Source organism: Acinetobacter sp. SwsAc5 (assembly GCF_013391485.1).
Lineage (GTDB): Bacteria > Pseudomonadota > Gammaproteobacteria > Pseudomonadales > Moraxellaceae > Acinetobacter > Acinetobacter towneri.
Window position 1 is genome coordinate 70,408 of the sequence record NZ_JACAXD010000009.1, and the last position, 19,100, is coordinate 89,507.

Genomic DNA, 19,100 nt, shown 5'->3' on the forward strand with positions numbered 1-19,100 from the left:
GGTGCAAGAGAAGGAACTTTAAAAACTATTTCTTTTTACGTTTCAAGCGTTTCTTCGCTTGCTGTGCAGCCAGTGCGTCTAATGCTTCACGCAACTCTTCATCACTGAACGTGGTGATGTGTTGTAACATTTGCAAAGTCACATCATCTAAAACCAAGTTGGCATATTGCGCGACGTTTTTAAAGTTGTCGTCAAACACAATCGCATTGTCGCTATTGGTACTGATATAACCCTGTTGCGTCAGTACTTTAATAAAGCTTTGGAATAAAGCTTTGTCAAAGAATTCAGGTGAGTTGAATTCATATAGAACTGATAAGCGCTGACCAACCAAATGGCTTAGTTCTTCAACCTGACGTGCCGAAATATTGCCTGAACCACGTTGTGTGATTAAAGCTAATGTCATGTAATAACGCTCCAAACTCTGCATTACAGGTGCAGCTAATACCACCAACTGGTTATGATCTTCACTGTTTGGTGCAGGAGAAATCAAATTGCCTTCTGTATCTTCAGAAATCAATTTGGCTTGAATTAGAGCTTCTACATAGGCACAAATTTTTTCTTTAAGCTCCTGATCTTGCCATTTTAAGAACAATTCAGCTTTTAAGAATGGATATAAAGTACGAATAACATTGATGAGATCGCCACGACGAATCGAACCGTTGTGTTCTACTAATGCGGCAATTAATGATGGCAAAACAAAGGCATGCAAAATGTTGTTGCGGAAGTAGGTAAGCAGTACCGCTTGATTATCTGCAATCGCAATAATATCGCCCAATACGTGCTGTACACGTTTAATCAGTTTGAGCTTTAAGCCGTAAGCAATAATTTCCTTGCCTGACAATGGCGTGACTTGGGTGCGCTCATCATAAGGTAGGGCAGTGAGCAGATTACGGTAAGTATCTAACTGCTTCTCGCAAATTTCTTCATCCAGCGTGTGTTTTGGTGTCGCCAGTAAAATTAAAGACAGTAATGAGACAGGGTTGATCACTGCAGCACGGTTAATATTTTCTAAAATCGCATGTGCTGATGTGTTTACTGCATCTGAAACTTGTGGCGGAATCGGATCATCATTTTTTTCAATGCTGATGTGTTCTGCATCGTGTTGTTTCAGTACTTCATCTAAAAATACAGGTTCGCCAAAGTTGACATGCACCTTGCCAAAAATCCGTTCAATCTTGCGCATGGTTTTTAAAATGCCGATGAGCGATTCAGATTCTTTTGGCTTGCCTTGCATTTCACCCACATAGGTTGAGCCTTCCATCAGGCGCTCATAGCCAATATATGTTGGTACAAAAGCAATCGGTTTAGCACGACCACGTAAGTGACTGTGAATGGTCATGGCCAACATGCCCGTTTTAGGGGGTAACAAACGGCCTGTACGTGAACGTCCACCTTCAATAAAGTATTCAAGCGGTGTATTGCGCGACAAAATACTGAATAAATACTCTTTAAAGACCGTGGTGTATAAGCCATTGCCACGGAAAGTACGACGGATAAAAAACGCACCACCACCACGAAGCAATTGACCTACAAATGGCATATTCAGGTTATCGCCCGCAGCAATGTACGGCACCATCATGCCGCGTTTGTAAATCACATAAGACAGCAATAAATAGTCGATATGACTGCGGTGACATGGGGTATAGATAATTTCATAGTCTTTGGCCAGTTCGCGCACGGTACTAAAATTATGCACTTCCACGCCATCGTACAATTGTGTCCATAAGCGGGTCAGTGCCATATCGGCAAAGCGTACCGCAGCATGAGAATAGTCCGACACAATTTCATTTAAATAACCAATCGCACGACGCTCGGCTTCAATCACGCTAATTTTACTGCGTAAACTTTCACGACGAATAGCATCTTGCACATCGGGAGATTTAATCAGACTGAGCATGACATTGCGACGGTCAGACAAGTCTGGGCCAAGCACGACTTCACGCTGCCCATCTAAGTAATTATTGAGCGTGTTGACAATAAAGGTCGCAGGCGACAGGTTCGGATGCTCAGTTTTGGCATGTTCAATTAAAGCGCGTAATGATTGTGGCTCGTGAAATTCCAAATAAGACTGACGACCATGCACCCCAATATTCATTAACTGCTTGACTGTGCCAGGCGTTGCCCACGTATCGGTAAACAGTAGTTTAAACCACGAATCCTCTTTGTCTGGAGAACGTCCCCACAACACGGTCACAGGTACCAATTCAATATCAAGTTCTGGGTGTTGTTCTAATTGTTCAATTAAACGTAACAAGCGTGGCGGAAAAGCATAAGGTGGTGGATTGAGTAGGTTGTTCTCATCGTGATGCTGTAAAAACAGAATCGAGGCTTTTTCTTTATGTGAACCCATCACCAATGGATCAAGCGCAGGCGTGAGTTTTAAGCGACGTGTTTCGCCATCGACCACCAAGGCATTGCTGCGTGAGTGATTTTGCAAGACATAGCAGGTTATCTTGGTGCGAGTAGCATCTGAGTCTGCACTTTGCGCATCCTTGACAGGGACTTCACCCAAAACATGCGGTGTCACTACAAGGTCAAGCAGCTTACCAGAAAGCTGACGATACATTTGACCAAAACCACGCTTGGACATACTCACTCCTACTTCATCACCTAAGTCCCTAGCCAGTAGGGAATTTATTTTGCGTCATTGTATCTAATAATGGCGCTGCATTTTTAGATAATTTGCATGAATATTGTTAGATTTTATCGTTAAAAATCGTATTTTTAGCAAAATTGATCGGCTAAGTTGTGACACAGCGGTCAGTCTTTGATGGGTAAAAGATGCAGAATCTATGGCAAAATAGCAGGCTTAAAATAGTCAGTTTATTTTGACGATTTATTTTTTCATCGACTTCGATCCCGCATCCCCAATTTCCGCCATACATAGGTTAGTTATGAACGCACTCACACAAGAGCTGGTTGAACTTCTTTGTTTAGAAAAGTTAGAAGAAAATATCTACCGAGGTATCAGTCGTAACTTGGTGGGTAAACGTGTTTTTGGTGGACAGGTTTTGGGACAGGCTTTACGTGCTGCTTCTTATACTACAGATCGTCCTGCGCACTCCTTACATGCTTATTTCTTGTTTGGTGGAGATGTCAACGCACCCATTATTTATGAGGTTGACCGCTTACGAGATGGTAAAAGTTTTTCTAGCCGTCAGGTGCGTGCCATTCAGCATGGACGTACTATTTTTACGGCAATAGTGTCGTTTGCGCCATTGGAAGAAGGCTTGAACTATCAAATTTCAGAGCCGAATTATCCCGCCGCTGAACTTTTAAAAAATGAAGCTGAATTAAAACAGCATATTGTTGAATTTGTACCTGAAAACGTTCGCGCCAGTTTTATGCGTGATCGTCATGTTGAAATTCGTCCAATTAACCCGAGCAATCCTTTTTTACCCCAGCCTGAAGCGCCTGTTTATGCGCACTACATTCGCACACATGATGCGATTGCACCAGAAGTGGATGAAGTTTCTTTACATCAGGCCATTGCCGCATTTTATTCAGACTTCACTTTAATGACGACGGCACTGCGTCCACATGGTTTAAGTTATTTATCGCCAAGTTTGCAGTGTGCCAGTATTGACCATGCCATGTATTTCCATAAGCCATTCCGTGTAGATGACTGGATGCTATATGACATGGATGCGACCATTAGTAGCAGTTCGCGTGGTTTGAACTTTGGGCGTATGTGGCAAAATGGTGAATTGGTGTGTAGTACTAGCCAAGAAGGACTGATTCGTTTACGTGAAATCGAAACGCAATAGAATTCCGCCTTTGATAATCTAGAATCATCAGCCGACATTCGAGTCGGCTTTTTTATTCTTGAGGCGTGATCTGAATCTTGTCAAAGTAGAAAAAAATACTCGATTCAATTTTGGCCACATGGCATAGTCCACACATCACATTAAAAAATTCAATTGCGTATGAGCCTCAATACACAAATTCTAATTGCCGCAATTTTGGGCGTGGTGTTTGGTTTTGTTCTGAATCTATTTCCAGACAGCACTTTTTTTAGCGCTAGTCTGTATGGCGTTGGTTTGATGAGCAGTATTTTTATTGGTTTATTAAAAATGTTACTCATACCGCTGATTTTCAGCTCAATTGTGGTCGGCGTGTCGAACTTACAGGCTGTGGGACAATTGAGTCGGGTCTGGAAAATTACGTTGGCATGCTGTGTCACCACCACGACGTTGGCTTTAATTTTAGGTTTGGCATGTGCCCATTTATTTGCAGTCGGTAAAGGCGTAGATATTTTGATGTTTCAAGATGCTATGGCGCAGCATCAAAGCCCAGACACTCTAACGCCGTCATCGTTTTTTACCAATTTTATTCAAAACACCTTAATTAATCCGTTTAAAGCTTTTGCCGAGGGTAATGTTTTGGCGGTGGTGATTTTTGCTTTATTGGTGGGTGTGGCATTGGTCAAAGGCGGGGAGCACTTTAAAACGGTGCGTAAACTCAGTCAGCAATTTTTTGAAATCATGATGTTGATGATTGGCTGGGTAATGAAACTGGCGCCTTTGGGGATTTTTGCCTTATTGGCGAAGTTGGTTGCAACCGAAGATATTTCAGTCCTGAGTCGTTTGGCAGAATTTGCTGCGGTGGTCACAGGCACCACAATTTTTCATGGTGCGGTAGTCTTACCTTTGCTACTGTGGATATTTGGTAAAATGGATCCGATTACCTTTTTTAAAGGTACACGTGCTGCCTTAATTACGGCTTTTGCCACCAGTTCTAGTTCTGCGACTATGCCACTTTCGATGAAATGTGCACAGGAAAATTTAGGTGTGCGTCCGCAAACCGCAGGCTTTGTGATTCCGCTGGGTACGCAACTGAATATGGATGGTACGGCACTGTATGAAGCCGCAGCGGCGTTGTTTGTTGCCAATTTAATGGGGTTGGATTTAAGTTTAGGGCAGCAGTTAATTGTCTGTGCCACAGCCATGATCGCTTCTTTGGGTGCACCTGGTATTCCAAGCGCAGGTATGGTGACGATGATTATGGTATTGCAATCTGTGGGCTTGCCTGCAGAAGCGATTGCGATTTTATTGCCAATCGACCGTTTGTTGGATACCGTGCGTACTGTGGTCAATGTACAGGGCGATATGATGATTAGTGTGGTGGTCGATCGGCATACTCGTGATGACCCTGCGCTTCATTCCTGATATTGGGTTTAAAATCGAATCAAGTTTTCGGCATCATCCTATTTTATCGCATTTGATAAAAGTATGATCCAAAGCAGATTAATCCCAACAAGGGTTGTAGACCACTTCCCAAACATGACCATCTAAGTCCTGAAAATAGCCTACATAACCACCATAAAAGGTGCTCTGTGCAGGTTTTAAAATTTTTGCACCTGCATTTTGTGCTTGTTTCAATACCTGATCGACCTCAAGAGGACTATGCACATTATGTCCTAATGTGATCTGTGCGGCATTGCTGGCTGTACCTGTCAAGCCTGTATCTTGTTGCAGACTCTGTTTAGACCATAAAGCCAGTTTTAAGCCGGCTTGCAGTTCAAAAAAGACCACCGCGCCTTGTTCAAATTCCTGCCCAATAATGCCTTCAGTCGCAAGTCCTAAGCCGTCGCGGTAAAAGTCGAGTGCATGTTGTAAATCTTCTACCGGTAAGGTAATCACTGAAATGTGTGCCTGCATGTTTGATCTCCTTATCTCATGTCATTATTGAAATGGCTAATTATTATGATCTTGACAGTAGGGCATTTCTTGAGGCGTTGTAAAGTGCAACTTTGGTGGTGAGGGAAATTGTGATTACGCTGTAAAATGTAGGTGGAAATGTAAATAAAAAGTCCTATTCGATATTGAGCGAATAGGACTTTATTTGATAGACCAATAGTCAGTAATTTAATGGATTATTTGGTTTCAGTATCAGATGTGGTTGGATCTTCAGTTTCTAAAAATTCAGGCTGATCAAAATCAACATCAACATCATCGTCAGTTGCTTCTGGAATGCTATCTAAATCAAATTGATGCGCTTGTTCTAGGGTAAAGTTCAAACGTCCGCCCATCACACTTGCCAGCTCTTCCAAGCCTTGCTTGTTGAGTGATGAAAACAATTGAATTGAGAAGTCTAGTTTCATCTTTTTCAACTGTTGTTTGACTTCAAGCAATACTTTATTGGCTGGGCCACGGTTGAGTTTATCCGATTTGGTGAGCAATACATGCACGAATAATTTACGCGAATACGCCCATTCCAGCATCATCACATCAAAATGTTGTAGGGGATGGCGAATATCCATCAGTAACACCAAGCCTTGTAAGCTCTTACGATGAATCAAATAATTCTCGAGTTCTTTTTGCCACACAATTTTCATGGCTTCAGGTACAGCTGCATAACCATAACCAGGTAAATCGACCAAACGCTGTTCAGGGTTGCCCAAACTAAAGAAGTTGATCATTTGGGTGCGACCCGGTTTTTTAGAAGCACGCGCCAATTGTTTTTGATTGGTTAGCGCATTAATTGCACTGGACTTTCCTGCATTAGAGCGTCCTGCAAAAGCCACTTCGTAGCCAGTATCTTCTACACATAAATTCAGTTTAGGCGCACTCATCAAAAACTCGGCTTTACGCAGCCAGTTTAAGGCGCGAACAGAGTATTCAGTAATGGCAGGGTCTACTTTTTTCTCGTAGCTAATTTTCTGCCGTGGCTGTGCTGCTGCCTTACTGTTTTTCGATTTTCCTCTGCTATGGTGCATAACTTAACTTCAATTCATGGTCTACAAACAGGCATTATAAAGCAAGTCATACAGGCAAGCGACCTTTGCGCCCTGAATGCCCGAAAAAAGCAACATCTAGGATGATATTGCTTTGACCGTTTAAGTTACTTTAAAGATGAATCAGCGGGATTGGAGATTGTGTACTGAACTGTAAATTGGGTACAGGCTGTAGCACTTCACCCAAGCTGTATTGATCTAAGCTTTGATAAAACTGTTCCATGGCCTGATTGAGAATGCCTTTTAGTCCACATTGCGCACGCAGCACGCAGGGCGGGGTATTACACTCTACAATTTGATTTTCACCTTGCAGGATTCTCACTACTTGACCTAAACGTAAAGGCAGTGTTTCAGGATGCAAACGAATCCCGCCACCTTTGCCACGTGTGGTAATGAGCCATCCTTGCTTACCCATAAAGTGAACGATTTTTACCAGATGGTTCTGGGAAACATGCAAATCCTGTGCAATTTCCGCAATGGTATAGGGTACATCTCGAGGACGCGAGATATACATTAAAATACGCAGCGCATAGTCGGTGAATTTATTTAATTGCATGATCGCACAGATGTTTTTTTTAAATACAAATAAATTAAGGCTAGTCTAGCATAACTAGACTAGCCTTACCTATTAGCTTTTAACGCTTTAGATTAGTGGCGAACACCACCTGTACCAAACGCTTCGCTATGGATTTGCTCATCTTTGATGCCACGCGCAAGTAAAGCTTTACGCTGTTCTGCCATGAATGGCATTGGACCACATAAGTAGTAATCTGCATCGGCTGGTAACAGCGCTGCATCTACAGTGCTGAGGTCTAAACGACCAGCAACATCGTAATCTTGACCCAGTACATCACCTTCGTTCGGGAACTCATACGCAGTCAACGTATGAATACGTGGACATTTCGCAGTTAAGTCTTGAAGATGCTGTTTCATCGCATGCACTTGTTTGCTACGACATGCGTGAATGAATGTCACAGGTTGTGGTACATCTAAAGTCACTAATTGATTCAACATCGCAATCATTGGTGTTAAGCCTACGCCACCACTAATGAAGACATTACGTTTGTTGCTGTCGATGAGGAAGAAGTTACCTGTTGGTGCAGATACTTCAACTTCAGAACCTTCTGGTAATTGGTGCAATACGTTCGATACCCAACCTGCAACTTTATCTGCACCATTGCCTGGCTCACGTTTTACAGAAATACGTAAGTAATCTTGTTGTGGGCTAGTCGATAGCGTGTATTGACGTGGTTGCTTCAAGCCAAGTTCAGGAACAAATACGCGTACTGAAATATATTGACCTGCTTCGTATTTTGGTAAATCGCCACCATCTACTGGCTCGAAGTAAATAGAAGTGATTTCGTCACTTTCTACAACTTTCTTGGCAATTTTGAAATTACGCCAGCCTAACCAGCTGCCTTTAGTTTGTTCGTGTTGTTCATAGATCGCACGTTCAGCATTAATAAATACTTCTGCTAACTGACCATAAGCAGCTGCCCATGCATCAATTAGAGGATCTTCCATTGAAATGTTTAATACTTCGCTAATTGAGTGAAGTAGGTTTTCGCCCACAATATTATAGTCAGGTGCTTGAATGTTTAAGCTCACGTGTTTGTGGGCAATCAATTCAATCACAGGCGCAAGCACAGAAGGATCTTCAATGTTTTCAGCATAAGCCAATACAGCACCTGCAAGCGCTTGAGCCTGTGCACCACTACGTTGGTGACCCATGTTAAAGGTTTCTTTTAGATCAGGATTATTCCCCAACATGCGGTTATAGAAATAACCCGTTAGTGCGACACCATTTTCACGGAGTACAGGAACAGTTGCTTTTACAAGGTCAATTTGCTGTGGAGTCATGTTCGATCTCTCATGGCTGTTATTTATAAGATGTATTCAAAATACATCTTATAAATAAGGATTGCAAACATTTTTTTGTGAAACCTTAAAAAAAATATGGATTATAAAAATATCCCATTATTTTTAAAGTTTTTATGGGGTTTGTAGATGTGACAGCGAGAGGTTTGTAAGTGTTCATTTAGGTTTTGGATGGTGCATCCATGAATGAAATCTATACAAACCTCATCGTTTATAACATGCTATTTCTTACCAAATAATGACCCTAACAAACCTCGTACAATTTTCTGCCCAGTAGAACCGCCTAAGCTGCGTGCTGCGCTTTTGGCAAAGGTACCCACAATATCTTGAGTCAGTTTTTCACGCTGTTTGGCAGCGCGTTCTGCTTCTTTTTGCTGTTCGCGGGCTAGACGTTCTTGCTCGCGCGCTTGTTGTTTGGCGAGTGCTTCGGCTTCTTTTGCCTCTTGCTTGGCGCGAGCTTCAGCTTCTTTGGCTTCAATTTTAGCTTGTTCTGCTGCTGCGGCTAGTTGCTGACGTTGTTCAACTTTTTGTTGCAGCATTTCATAAGCACTTTCACGATCTAATTGCTGCTCATACACACCTGCAATGACACTTTGGCTGATACAGGCTTGTCGTTCTTCTGTGCTAATTGGGCTAAACGATGAGTAGGGCGGCATTACCCAAGCGCGTTCTACAATTTGCGGTGTGCCTTGTTCATCTAAGCAACTAATTAAGGCTTCACCTACCGCAAGTTCGGTAATGGCTTGTTCAACTTTAAAGTCTGGGTTGGCACGGAATGTATCTGCGGCAGTTTTTACTGCTTTTTGGTCTTTGGGTGTAAAAGCACGTAAGGCATGCTGAACACGGTTACCCAATTGTCCCAATACGCTTTCAGGCAAATCCAGCGGGTTTTGGGTCACAAAATAAATCCCCACGCCTTTAGAGCGAATTAAGCGTACCACTTGTTCAATTTTTTCTTGTAGCGCGCTGCTGGCATTGTCAAATAACAAGTGTGCTTCATCAAAAAAGAACACCAGTTTTGGCTTGTCCATATCGCCCACTTCAGGCAATTGTTCAAACAGTTCTGATAACATCCATAATAAAAAGGTGGCGTACAGTTTTGGCGTGTTCATGAGTTTGTCTGCAGCCAAAACATTAATATTGCCGCGTCCCTGACTGTCAGTTTGAATAAAATCCAAAATATCCAAACTCGGCTCACCAAAGAATTTATCACCGCCCTGATCAGCTAAAGCCAGTAAATTGCGCTGAATCGCACCCAAACTGGCTGGAGAAAGATTGCCATACTCAGCTTTAAATTCACTGGCGTGTTCGCTGACATAGGTCAGCATGGCTTTTAAATCTTTAAAATCAATCAGTAATAAACCCTGATCATCGGCAATACGGAATACCGCAGACAACACGCCCTCTTGGGTGTCATTCAGGTTCAGCATTTGTGCCAATAATAACGGGCCAATTTCAGAAATGGTGGTACGAATCGGATGACCTTGTTCGGCAAATAAATCCCAAAACACCACAGGAGATGCTGCAAACGGAATGCTTTCGATACCTAAGCTCTTAATACGTGCATCAAACTTTGGGCTGCTGCTGCCTGCTTTGGCTAGACTGGAAACATCGCCTTTGGCATCGGCTAAAAATACGGGTACACCAATTCGTGAAAAGCTTTCTGCCAAGACTTTTAAGGTGACGGTTTTACCTGTACCTGTTGCACCTGCAATTAAACCGTGGCGGTTGGCAAGCTGAGAATGCAGCACGATATCCTGTGTGGTATCGGCGGTTTTTTTAGCAATAACGATTGGTGTATTCATTGACTTGAAAACCTCTATATAAATTTTTGTCTTTTGGAATACTTAAATTTCCCTTATGCACGGATTCGTGATTTAAGCCTCTTTTTTGGTTTATTGTGTTACATGTTAAGGTATTTTTACTTTATTGTTGAAATTTTATCCATTTTTTTGTAATATTCACCATTCATTTTATTTTTAATAACATTATGAAAAATAAAATTTTAATTTAATAGCTTTTATTAAATAGTTTGAAAACGGTTAGAGGGTATAAATGAAACTTAATAAACAATTATTAGCAATGTTAGTGGGAACATCTGTATTTTTAACGGCATGTGGTGGTGATTCAGATAGCTCAATATCTACAAAGCCTACTGATCCAGTTCCACCAGAACAGCCAGACGAAACGCTTACTACTATTCAAGATGTTGCAACTGTAGTAAGTGAAAAGGCAAATATTGCAGTTTTTGGTGCAGTGGATCCTAAATATTTTACAGAGACAGCATTAACATCAGGTCGGACTGTTTTATTGTTAGATGATAATGTGACAAAAGCAGCTGGATTTGCTTCACAGGTTGATTTAACTGCTTCATCGGCACAGAATCAAGCGAAAGTGAGATCCGTTGTATTAAATCAAAATTTAGATGAATTTAGTAAATTCTATTTAGCTGCATTTACTGATGCTCTTATCCAGCAAAATGCAAAAGTCAATATTTTAACTAATCGTGTATCTACGAATGCTCAAGGTGAAGTGGTTAATGTAATCTTGGATATTGATTTTTCTAATGCCAATGAACTGACTAAAGTTCGTGATCTGTTGTTATCTGTATTAAATTCAAATTCATCTGTTACTACTCCTGTAGCCGTACAAGCAAGTGATAAAAAATTACGTCTCAATCTATCTTTTTGGCTTGCAAACCAATTAGGTTATATTTGGGGAAATACTTACGTAGCGAGTAATAGTGATCAAGTTAACCAAGTATATGGTGATTTGAATATTGCTAGTGCTTTAAGTAGCAATGCGGTTATTGAAGTGGCTACAGTAAAAGAAACTTTTACTCAAACAACACAATCTGCAAATGCGGTTGACATTTTATGGAATATTGATTCTTCAGGTTCAATGTCTGAAGAACAGCGTAACTTGGCTAATGGTGCTGCACAGTTCTTTAAATCATTGAATCAAGCAGGTGTAGATTATCGTTTAGCAGTGAATACGCAGGATGCGTACGCATGTAAGTCGCTTAGAACTTTAAAAGATAAAACGACTAATTTTATTGATAGAAATACACCTGATGCAGAGCAAGAGTGGGCAACCTTGGCTCAACCTGGAACTTATGGTTCAGCTACTGAAACAGGTTTTTACTGCGTTCGTGAAGCAGATTTGACTGGTTTTGACCGTCCAAACGTGAAGAATTTAGTGGTGTTTGTTTCAGATGAGCCTGAAAATGAAACATATTGGCAGTACAGTCCAGTATATAGTAACTATACACGACGAGATTTTAATGATTATAAAAATTATTTCTTGTCTACAAACACTACCTACTTTTCGATTGTAGGTACATCTGATCATATTCGTCCAACTTTTGCAGATCCTACAATTTCTTGGAGTACACCAGGATTCGAATGTAATGGTCAAGGTGGATCAGCAGAGGGCGGTGGTCATTTTAAAGAGATTGCACGGTTGACTGGTGGGGCTTCTGCTTCAATTTGTGCGGATGCCACAAGCTGGAATGTAGTATTTGATGACATTATTCGTGTAGCAACCGGTCTTGCAAGTCAGTTTAGTTTAAAACAGGTACCAGTACCTTCAACTGTTAAAGTGACAGTAAATGGTCAAAATGTTGCGCGTGATACAACACATCGACAAGGCTTTGATCTAGTTTATAGTAATTCTGGCGTAAGTTTAGTGTTCTATGGAACAGCTTTACCAAAAGCAGGTGAGACTGTTTCAGTAAGCTATGATTACTTTAAGTAAAGCGAAACAATAATGTAAAAAATTGGGCAAATTGCCCAATTTTTTATGTCGATATTTAAGCTAAGACTTTTAAAGCTTGTTGAATATCGTGAATTAAATCTGCAGGATGTTCTAGCCCAATACAAAAACGCACCAATAATCCTTCAGCCAAGTGAGAGTGCTCTAGGGTACGCATGGACTTGAGATCATAAAGCATCACTAAACTTACAGGGCCGCCCCAGCTAAAGCCGAGCTTAAATAAAGATAAAGCATCGCAGAATTGACGTACAGCGGCTAAATCATATTCAGGCTTAAAAATCACACTGACCAAACCTGCACTGTGTCCATCGCGACAAATTTCTTTCCAATACGCATGCCCCGCAGATGTGGCATCGGCAGGATGCAACACCTGAGCAAATTGTGGTTGTAGTTTCAGCCAGTTGAGTAATTCAATTGTGCTTTTTGCTTGGTGCTCATAACGTAGTTGCATCGAAGCCAAACTGCGTTGTACTTGCGCGACATCATCGCCCGATACGCAAATACCTTGAATGGCATGCATACGAAACAGTTGATGATGTAAGTGTTGATCACGGGTCACGACAGACCCCATTAAAATGTCACCACCACCACTTGGGTATTTGGTCAGGGCATGGACGCTTATATCGACACTTAAATGTTCATCACCAAAATCGAAAGCATTAAACGCAAGTCCTGCACCCCAAGTATTATCTAAGGCTGTGAGCATGTGATGTGATTTGGCTTTTTTGACTAATGCAGTTAGGTTTGGAAACTCTAGTGTGACCGAACCTGCCGCTTCTAGCCAAATCAGTTTGGCTTGGGCAGAAGGTTGAAAGCTATCGACATCAATTGGATTGTAGACTTGAACGGTGATGCCGTAACGCTGCTCTAAATTGCGTAAATGCTCCATGTTTGGGCCGTAAATATTGTCAGCCACCCAAACTTCATCGCCTTGACTTAAAAAGCAGGAATTCACCAAATTAATTGCTGATAGTCCGCTTGGTGCGAGTAAGCAGTATTCACCACCTTCTAATTGCGCAATCTGATCAGCGAGTGTGAATGTAGTCGGTGTGCCATGTGTGCCATAGCTATAATCATAAGCATCAGTCCAGTGTCGATTAAACAGTGCATCTGTGTTTTCAAAGATAATGGTCGATGCACGAAATAGGGGAGGCTGTACCGTTTGAATATATTGTGGGGCACGTCTTGGTGCATGAATTAAAGCAGTTTGAGCATTTTTCTTCACAGGTTCACTCAGAAAATAAGCAAATATTGAGTTTAGCTTAAGAGAAATACTGGCTTTAGGCTATAAAAAGCTGCACTACAAGACATGCCTTGAACTTGGCGCTATTTTTGCAGAAGCTGAAGTATAGAAAATACAAAGGATGATCCAGATGAAAGCACCACTAAGCGTGCATTATTTTCAGCATAGTGCAGGTGAAGGTTTTGGAAGTTGCTATGACTATTTAAAGCAGATGGGGGCGCATATCACTGCAACCGAATTTTTTGCTTTACCGCCTGAGCAAAATATTGAAATTGAAGCCTTACCCAAAGTTGAAGATATTGACCTGTTAATTGTGATGGGCGGTGCCATGAGTGTAAATGATGAAGTACATTATCCATGGCTAAAAACAGAAAAACGCTGGATTAGGCGTTATTTGGCGATGGGTAAACCTGCAATCGGTTTGTGTTTAGGTGGGCAGATGATTGCCAATGCGTTGGGTGCAGCAGTGAGTCCTAATCCTGAACAGGAGCGCGGTTGGCATCCTGTCTATAAAGTCGAAAATATACCAGAAAGCTGTTTCCAAATGCCTGATCAAATCTCAGTGATGCAGTGGCATGGCGAAACTTTTGAATTACCTAAGGGCGCGGTAAGACTTGCCAGTAATGCCGCTTGCACCAATCAACTGTATCAAATTGGGAAAAACGTACTAGGATTTCAGTTCCATCCAGAAATTACCCCACGGGCTTTGCAGTTGTTTTTGGACAATGCTGAAATGAAACCTGCATTTTCAGGCATGTATGTACAACCCGCGTATGAATTAAAACAGATGTCTGCAGCACAATTTCAGGCAGGCAACCAATTAATGAATCGTGCAATAGATTATGTTTTAGTACAAAGCAAACTTAGGGAATAAAGTCATGGATTGTGGAGTGAACACAAAAAATGAAAGTTAGTCATGGTGAGGATGATTTGCGCTGTCAAGGTAGAGGAAATGGTCAAAAAGCAGATTACCTACATTTACACTCAATAATTGGATAGGAATGCTGCTTAACTCATATATAAAGTGCTAATCGTATATTTTAAAAAGAGAAATCGGCAGAGCGTGAAAAATAAAGCAATAAAGCCAAAAAGAGATTTGCTTATGCATTAAACAATCGTTATAATGGGCGACCCTTTATGCAAGGGGGTTAACTGCGAAGAAAGTAGTTAACATCGTGACAGTCGTGGCATCGATCATGACCTTAGTGATAATTCACTGCCTTTGACACTTGCCTTAAATTAGTGGGGTGAGATGCGTCAAGGGTGATTCTTTATATATTTGGCTTGGAGTTAACTGGTATGTCTAACCAGAGAATTCGTATCCGTTTGAAGTCTTTTGATCATCGTCTGATCGATCAATCTGCTCAAGAAATCGTAGAAACCGCTAAGCGTACTGGCGCACAAGTTTGTGGTCCAATCCCGATGCCAACTCGCATCGAACGCTTCAACGTTTTAACATCACCACACGTAAACAAAGATGCGCGCGACCAGTATGAAATCCGTACTTACAAGCGTTTGATCGACATCGTTCAACCTACAGATAAAACTGTTGATGCGTTGATGAAATTAGATCTAGCAGCTGGTGTTGATGTTCAGATTGCATTGGGTTAAGGCTTTCGGTTAATTAACACTCTAAGTTAATTAGGCCGCTTTTTTAGAGGTTTATGCACATGGCTATTGGTTTAGTCGGTCGCAAGTGCGGTATGACCCGTATCTTTACAGATGCTGGTGTTTCTGTACCTGTTACAGTGATTGAGGTTGATCCTAACCGCATCACTCAAATCAAAACGCTTGAAACAGATGGTTATCAAGCAATTCAGGTTACTACTGGTGAACGTCGCGAATCTCGCGTAACTAACGCTCAGAAAGGTCACTTCGCTAAAGCGGGTGTTGCTGCTGGTCGTTTAGTTCAAGAATTCCGTGCTACAGAAGCTGACCTTGAAGGTCGTGAAGTTGGCGGAACTATCGGTGTAGATTTGTTCACAGTAGGTCAGATCGTTGACGTAACTGGTCAGTCTAAAGGTAAGGGTTTCCAGGGTGGTGTTAAGCGTTGGAACTTCCGTACTCAAGACGCTACTCACGGTAACTCTGTTTCTCACCGTGTTCTAGGTTCTACAGGTCAAAACCAGACTCCTGGTCGCGTATTCAAAGGCAAAAAAATGGCTGGCCATTTAGGTGCTGAACGCGTAACTGTACAGGGTCTTGAAATTGTATCTATCGACACAGAGCGTTCAGTTCTTGTTGTTAAAGGTGCGATTCCTGGTGCGACTGGTGGTGACGTAACTGTACGTCCTACGATCAAGGCTTGAGGGGAAATAACGTGAATTTAAATACTGTTTCCGGCTCTGCTGTTGAGTTATCTGAAGTTGCGTTCGGTCGTGAATTCAATGAAGCACTTGTACACCAAGTTGTTACAGCTTACTTAGCTGGTGGTCGTCAAGGCTCTAAAGCTCAGAAATCACGTGCAGACGTTGCTGGCGGTGGTAAAAAACCATTCCGTCAAAAAGGTACTGGCCGCGCTCGTGCTGGTTCTATTCGTAGCCCAATCTGGGTTGGTGGTGGTAAAACTTTTGCTGCTCGTCCACAAGATTGGTCTCAAAAAGTTAACCGCAAAATGTACCGCGGTGCAATGCAATGTATCTTAGCTGAACTTGTTCGCCAAGATCGTCTTGTATTGGTTGAAGAGTTTGCTGTTGAAGCTCCTAAAACTAAAGAGTTGCTTGCAAAACTTAACGACTTGAATGCAACTCGCGCATTGATCGTAACTGAAGCTGTAGATGAGAATCTATATCTTGCAGCGCGTAACCTTCCACACGTTGATGTGGTTGATGCTACTGCAATCGATCCTGTTAGCTTGATCGCGTTCGACAAAGTTGTAATGTCTGTTGCTGCTGCTAAGAAAATTGAGGTAGAACTCGGATGAACAACGAACGTTTATATCAAGTCCTACAAGGACCTGTATTTTCAGAAAAAGCACAAGTTTTAGGCGAAACTGCTGGTGTTCAAGTATTCAAAGTTGCATTAAATGCAAACAAACTTGAAATCAAAAAAGCAGTTGAGCAATTATTTGGTGTGGAAGTTGTTAAAGTTAACACGACTATCACTAAAGGTAAGACTAAGCGCTTTGGTCGTACATTGGGACGCCGTTCTGATGTTAAAAAAGCATACGTCACCCTGAAAGCTGGCCAAGATGTTGAAATGGCTGACTTGGGCGATACCGCTGAAAGCGCAGCGGAATAAGGACGAAATTTATGCCGATTCAAAAATGTAAGCCAACGTCTCCAGGACGTCGCTTTGTAGAGAAAGTCGTTCACGACCATCTTCACAAAGGTGCGCCTTATGCGCCGTTGGTGGAAGCTAAAAAACGTACTGGTGGTCGTAACAACAACGGTCACATTACTACACGTCACGTTGGTGGTGGTCATAAGCAACACTACCGTATCGTAGACTTCAAACGTAACAAAGATGGCATTCCTGCTGTTGTAGAGCGTATTGAATACGATCCAAACCGTACTGCACACATCGCATTGTTGAAGTATGCTGACGGTGAACGTCGTTATATTATTGCGCCTAAAGGTTTACGTGCTGGTGATCAAGTTCAATCTGGTAACGATGCTCCAATTCGTCCAGGTAACTGCTTGCCACTTCGTAACATGCCAATTGGTGCTACTCTTCACAACATCGAACTTAAAATCGGTAAAGGTGCTCAATTAGCGCGTTCTGCTGGTACATCAGTTCAATTGTTGGGTCGTGACGGTTCATACGCTATCGTTCGTCTACGTTCAGGCGAAATGCGTAAAGTGCACGTTGAATGTCGCGCTGTGTTAGGTGAAGTATCTAACTCAGAAAGCAACCTTCGTTCACTTGGTAAAGCAGGTGCTTCGCGCTGGCGTGGTGTTCGTCCTACCGTTCGTGGTATGGCAATGAACCCGGTTGATCACCCGCACGGTGGTGGTGAAGGGCGTACTAAAGGTATCCAACCTGTAAGCCCATGGGGTCAAAAAGCTAAAGGGTACAAGACACGTACCAACAAGCGTACGACTAAGATGATTATTCGCGACCGTCGCGTTAAGTAACAAGTAAAGGAATCTGACAATGCCTCGTTCTCTGAAAAAAGGCCCATTCGTCGATGCGCACTTGTTCGCTAAGGTTGAAGCGGCAATCGCGGCTAATAACCGTAAGCCGATCAAAACTTGGTCGCGTCGTTCGATGATCCTCCCAGATTTTGTTGGTTTAACAATTTCTGTTCACAATGGTCGTAACCATGTTCCAGTGATTATCTCTGAACACATGGTTGGTCATAAACTCGGTGAATTCGCGCCAACTCGTACCTATCGTGGTCACGGTGTTGACAAGAAGTCTAAACGTTAATAGGTGCTATGATGGAAGTAACTGCTAAATTACGCGGTGCCGCTATCTCGGCACAAAAAGCACGTTTGGTTGCAGATCTTATCCGCGGCAAATCTGTTGCGCATGCACTTAACATTTTAAACTTCAGCAACAAAAAAGCTGCTGTTTTAGTTAAGAAAGCATTGGAATCTGCAATTGCAAATGCTGAACACAATAACAGTTTAGATGTAGACGACCTTAAAGTATCTACGATTTACGTTGATGAAGGCATGAGCCTTAAACGTATTATGCCACGTGCTAAAGGCCGTGCAGATCGTATTACTAAGCGTACTTGTCACATCACCGTTAAGGTAGGGGTTTGATATGGGTCAGAAGGTTCATCCAATCGGTATCCGCCTAGGTGTTGTGAAACGTCATAACGCTAACTGGTATGCGAATCCGAAACAATACGCTGAATACTTGCTTAAAGACCTTCAAGTTCGTGAGTTTTTAACTAAAAAACTTAAGAACGCAATGGTAAGCAATATTCTTATCGAACGTCCAACGGGTGCTGCTAAAGTAACAATTAGCACTGCGCGTCCTGGTATCGTAATCGGTAAAAAAGGCGAAGACATTGAGAAATTACAACGCGAATTAACATCTATTATGGGTGTTCCTGCGCAAGTAAGCATCAACGAAATTGACCGTCCAGACTTAGATGCACGTTTAGTTGCTGAAGCAATCGCTTCTCAATTAGAAAAGCGTGTAATGTTCCGTCGTGCTATGAAGCGTGCGGTACAGAACTCTATGCGTGCTGGTGCTAAAGGTATCAAAGTTGAAGTTTCTGGTCGTTTAGGTGGTGCAGAGATTGCACGTACTGAATGGTATCGTGAAGGTCGTGTACCTTTGCATACACTTCGTGCGGACATCGACTATGCAACTATGCGTGCTGAAACTACTTACGGTACGATTGGCGTTAAAGTTTGGGTATTCCGTGGTGAAATCTTGGGTGGCATGAAACAAGTCATGAACCCAGCACCTGCTGAAGAACGTCCAGCTAAACGCAGTCGCGGTCGTGGTGAAGGTCAAGAGCGTCGTGGTCGTCGCAATGATCGTTCTGCTGAAAAAGGAGAATAATCC

Annotated in this window: 19 protein-coding genes; 12 read left to right on the forward strand and 7 right to left on the reverse strand. The window is 42.2% G+C overall.

Annotation, left to right across the window (positions count from 1 at the left end; genetic code table 11):
* Window positions 1–25: 25 nt before the first annotated feature.
* Entirely contained in the window at window positions 26–2,590 is a 2,565-nt protein-coding gene (gene plsB, locus HYG89_RS07090; protein WP_178866845.1) for a glycerol-3-phosphate 1-O-acyltransferase PlsB, read from the reverse strand.
* 304 nt (window positions 2,591–2,894) lie between these two features.
* On the opposite strand from plsB, the gene HYG89_RS07095 reads away from it, so the two are divergent.
* Together HYG89_RS07095 and HYG89_RS07100 are read left to right on the forward strand one after the other, a co-directional pair.
* Complete coding sequence (locus HYG89_RS07095; RefSeq protein WP_178866847.1) at window positions 2,895–3,767, forward strand: acyl-CoA thioesterase II; 873 nt, start codon at window positions 2,895–2,897, stop codon at window positions 3,765–3,767.
* A gap of 159 nt (window positions 3,768–3,926) precedes the next feature.
* Window positions 3,927–5,168, forward strand: a complete 1,242-nt coding sequence (locus HYG89_RS07100; RefSeq protein WP_178866849.1) for a dicarboxylate/amino acid:cation symporter — start codon at window positions 3,927–3,929, stop codon at window positions 5,166–5,168.
* Window positions 5,169–5,246: 78 nt separating this feature from the next.
* On the opposite strand, the gene HYG89_RS07105 is transcribed toward HYG89_RS07100, so the two are convergent.
* The 5 genes from HYG89_RS07105 to HYG89_RS07125 form a co-directional block, all read right to left on the reverse strand.
* On the reverse strand, window positions 5,247–5,660 hold the full coding sequence (locus HYG89_RS07105; protein ID WP_178866851.1) for a VOC family protein: 414 nt from the start codon (window positions 5,658–5,660) through the stop codon (window positions 5,247–5,249).
* Between the two features lie 215 nt (window positions 5,661–5,875).
* Entirely contained in the window at window positions 5,876–6,718 is an 843-nt protein-coding gene (gene yihA, locus HYG89_RS07110) for a ribosome biogenesis GTP-binding protein YihA/YsxC (protein ID WP_178866853.1), read from the reverse strand.
* Window positions 6,719–6,848: 130 nt separating this feature from the next.
* Window positions 6,849–7,292, reverse strand: a complete 444-nt coding sequence (locus HYG89_RS07115) for an Rrf2 family transcriptional regulator (RefSeq protein WP_178866855.1) — start codon at window positions 7,290–7,292, stop codon at window positions 6,849–6,851.
* 92 nt (window positions 7,293–7,384) lie between these two features.
* A complete protein-coding gene (hmpA, locus tag HYG89_RS07120) occupies window positions 7,385–8,596 on the reverse strand; it encodes an NO-inducible flavohemoprotein (RefSeq protein ID WP_004974691.1) in 1,212 nt (403 codons plus the stop codon).
* 239 nt (window positions 8,597–8,835) lie between these two features.
* On the reverse strand, window positions 8,836–10,419 hold the full coding sequence (locus tag HYG89_RS07125; RefSeq protein WP_178866857.1) for a helicase HerA-like domain-containing protein: 1,584 nt from the start codon (window positions 10,417–10,419) through the stop codon (window positions 8,836–8,838).
* 250 nt (window positions 10,420–10,669) lie between these two features.
* Between HYG89_RS07125 and HYG89_RS16010 the strand changes: the two genes are divergently transcribed.
* Entirely contained in the window at window positions 10,670–12,370 is a 1,701-nt protein-coding gene (locus tag HYG89_RS16010; protein WP_256733954.1) for a vWA domain-containing protein, read from the forward strand.
* 55 nt (window positions 12,371–12,425) lie between these two features.
* On the opposite strand, the gene HYG89_RS07135 is transcribed toward HYG89_RS16010, so the two are convergent.
* Window positions 12,426–13,613: a PLP-dependent transferase gene (locus tag HYG89_RS07135; protein WP_178866859.1), complete on the reverse strand. Its 1,188-nt coding sequence runs from the start codon at window positions 13,611–13,613 to the stop codon at window positions 12,426–12,428.
* Between the two features lie 148 nt (window positions 13,614–13,761).
* Here HYG89_RS07135 and HYG89_RS07140 point away from each other — a divergent pair, with 148 nt between their 5' ends.
* From HYG89_RS07140 to rpsC, 9 genes are all read left to right on the forward strand, one after another.
* Window positions 13,762–14,505, forward strand: coding sequence for a type 1 glutamine amidotransferase (locus HYG89_RS07140; protein WP_178866861.1), 744 nt, complete (start codon window positions 13,762–13,764; stop codon window positions 14,503–14,505).
* 425 nt (window positions 14,506–14,930) lie between these two features.
* Entirely contained in the window at window positions 14,931–15,242 is a 312-nt protein-coding gene (gene rpsJ, locus HYG89_RS07145) for a 30S ribosomal protein S10 (RefSeq protein ID WP_000070912.1), read from the forward strand.
* A 59-nt stretch (window positions 15,243–15,301) separates the two neighbouring features.
* Entirely contained in the window at window positions 15,302–15,940 is a 639-nt protein-coding gene (gene rplC / locus HYG89_RS07150; protein ID WP_026438075.1) for a 50S ribosomal protein L3, read from the forward strand.
* Between the two features lie 11 nt (window positions 15,941–15,951).
* A complete protein-coding gene (rplD, locus tag HYG89_RS07155; RefSeq protein WP_004974702.1) occupies window positions 15,952–16,554 on the forward strand; it encodes a 50S ribosomal protein L4 in 603 nt (200 codons plus the stop codon).
* Entirely contained in the window at window positions 16,551–16,871 is a 321-nt protein-coding gene (rplW, locus tag HYG89_RS07160; protein ID WP_004974703.1) for a 50S ribosomal protein L23, read from the forward strand. Before rplD ends, rplW begins: the two co-directional genes overlap by 4 nt.
* An 11-nt stretch (window positions 16,872–16,882) precedes the next feature.
* On the forward strand, window positions 16,883–17,707 hold the full coding sequence (gene rplB / locus HYG89_RS07165; protein ID WP_004974706.1) for a 50S ribosomal protein L2: 825 nt from the start codon (window positions 16,883–16,885) through the stop codon (window positions 17,705–17,707).
* Between the two features lie 19 nt (window positions 17,708–17,726).
* Window positions 17,727–18,002 carry a 30S ribosomal protein S19 gene (rpsS, locus tag HYG89_RS07170; protein WP_004673001.1) on the forward strand — a complete coding sequence of 92 codons (276 nt, stop codon included), beginning with the start codon at window positions 17,727–17,729 and terminating at the stop codon, window positions 18,000–18,002.
* A gap of 11 nt (window positions 18,003–18,013) precedes the next feature.
* The gene (gene rplV, locus HYG89_RS07175; RefSeq protein WP_001982638.1) at window positions 18,014–18,343 is read left to right on the forward strand and encodes a 50S ribosomal protein L22; all 330 of its coding nucleotides are present in this window, start codon (window positions 18,014–18,016) and stop codon (window positions 18,341–18,343) included.
* 1 nt (window position 18,344) lies between these two features.
* The gene (gene rpsC, locus HYG89_RS07180) at window positions 18,345–19,097 is read left to right on the forward strand and encodes a 30S ribosomal protein S3 (RefSeq protein WP_178866864.1); all 753 of its coding nucleotides are present in this window, start codon (window positions 18,345–18,347) and stop codon (window positions 19,095–19,097) included.
* The last annotated feature ends 3 nt before the right edge of the window (window positions 19,098–19,100 follow it).

Coding starts and splice junctions, on each gene's coding strand:
- plsB (WP_178866845.1), bottom strand. CDS start 2,590: ATGTCCAAGCGTGGTTTTGGTCAAATGTATCGTCAGCTTTCTGGTAAG.
- HYG89_RS07095 (WP_178866847.1), top strand. CDS start 2,895: ATGAACGCACTCACACAAGAGCTGGTTGAACTTCTTTGTTTAGAAAAG.
- HYG89_RS07125 (WP_178866857.1), bottom strand. CDS start 10,419: ATGAATACACCAATCGTTATTGCTAAAAAAACCGCCGATACCACACAG.
- hmpA (WP_004974691.1), bottom strand. CDS start 8,596: ATGACTCCACAGCAAATTGACCTTGTAAAAGCAACTGTTCCTGTACTC.
- rplV (WP_001982638.1), top strand. CDS start 18,014: ATGGAAGTAACTGCTAAATTACGCGGTGCCGCTATCTCGGCACAAAAA.
- yihA (WP_178866853.1), bottom strand. CDS start 6,718: ATGCACCATAGCAGAGGAAAATCGAAAAACAGTAAGGCAGCAGCACAG.
- rpsJ (WP_000070912.1), top strand. CDS start 14,931: ATGTCTAACCAGAGAATTCGTATCCGTTTGAAGTCTTTTGATCATCGT.
- rpsS (WP_004673001.1), top strand. CDS start 17,727: ATGCCTCGTTCTCTGAAAAAAGGCCCATTCGTCGATGCGCACTTGTTC.
- rplB (WP_004974706.1), top strand. CDS start 16,883: ATGCCGATTCAAAAATGTAAGCCAACGTCTCCAGGACGTCGCTTTGTA.
- HYG89_RS07140 (WP_178866861.1), top strand. CDS start 13,762: ATGAAAGCACCACTAAGCGTGCATTATTTTCAGCATAGTGCAGGTGAA.
- rpsC (WP_178866864.1), top strand. CDS start 18,345: ATGGGTCAGAAGGTTCATCCAATCGGTATCCGCCTAGGTGTTGTGAAA.
- HYG89_RS07100 (WP_178866849.1), top strand. CDS start 3,927: ATGAGCCTCAATACACAAATTCTAATTGCCGCAATTTTGGGCGTGGTG.
- HYG89_RS07115 (WP_178866855.1), bottom strand. CDS start 7,292: ATGCAATTAAATAAATTCACCGACTATGCGCTGCGTATTTTAATGTAT.
- rplW (WP_004974703.1), top strand. CDS start 16,551: ATGAACAACGAACGTTTATATCAAGTCCTACAAGGACCTGTATTTTCA.
- rplC (WP_026438075.1), top strand. CDS start 15,302: ATGGCTATTGGTTTAGTCGGTCGCAAGTGCGGTATGACCCGTATCTTT.
- HYG89_RS07105 (WP_178866851.1), bottom strand. CDS start 5,660: ATGCAGGCACACATTTCAGTGATTACCTTACCGGTAGAAGATTTACAA.
- HYG89_RS16010 (WP_256733954.1), top strand. CDS start 10,670: ATGAAACTTAATAAACAATTATTAGCAATGTTAGTGGGAACATCTGTA.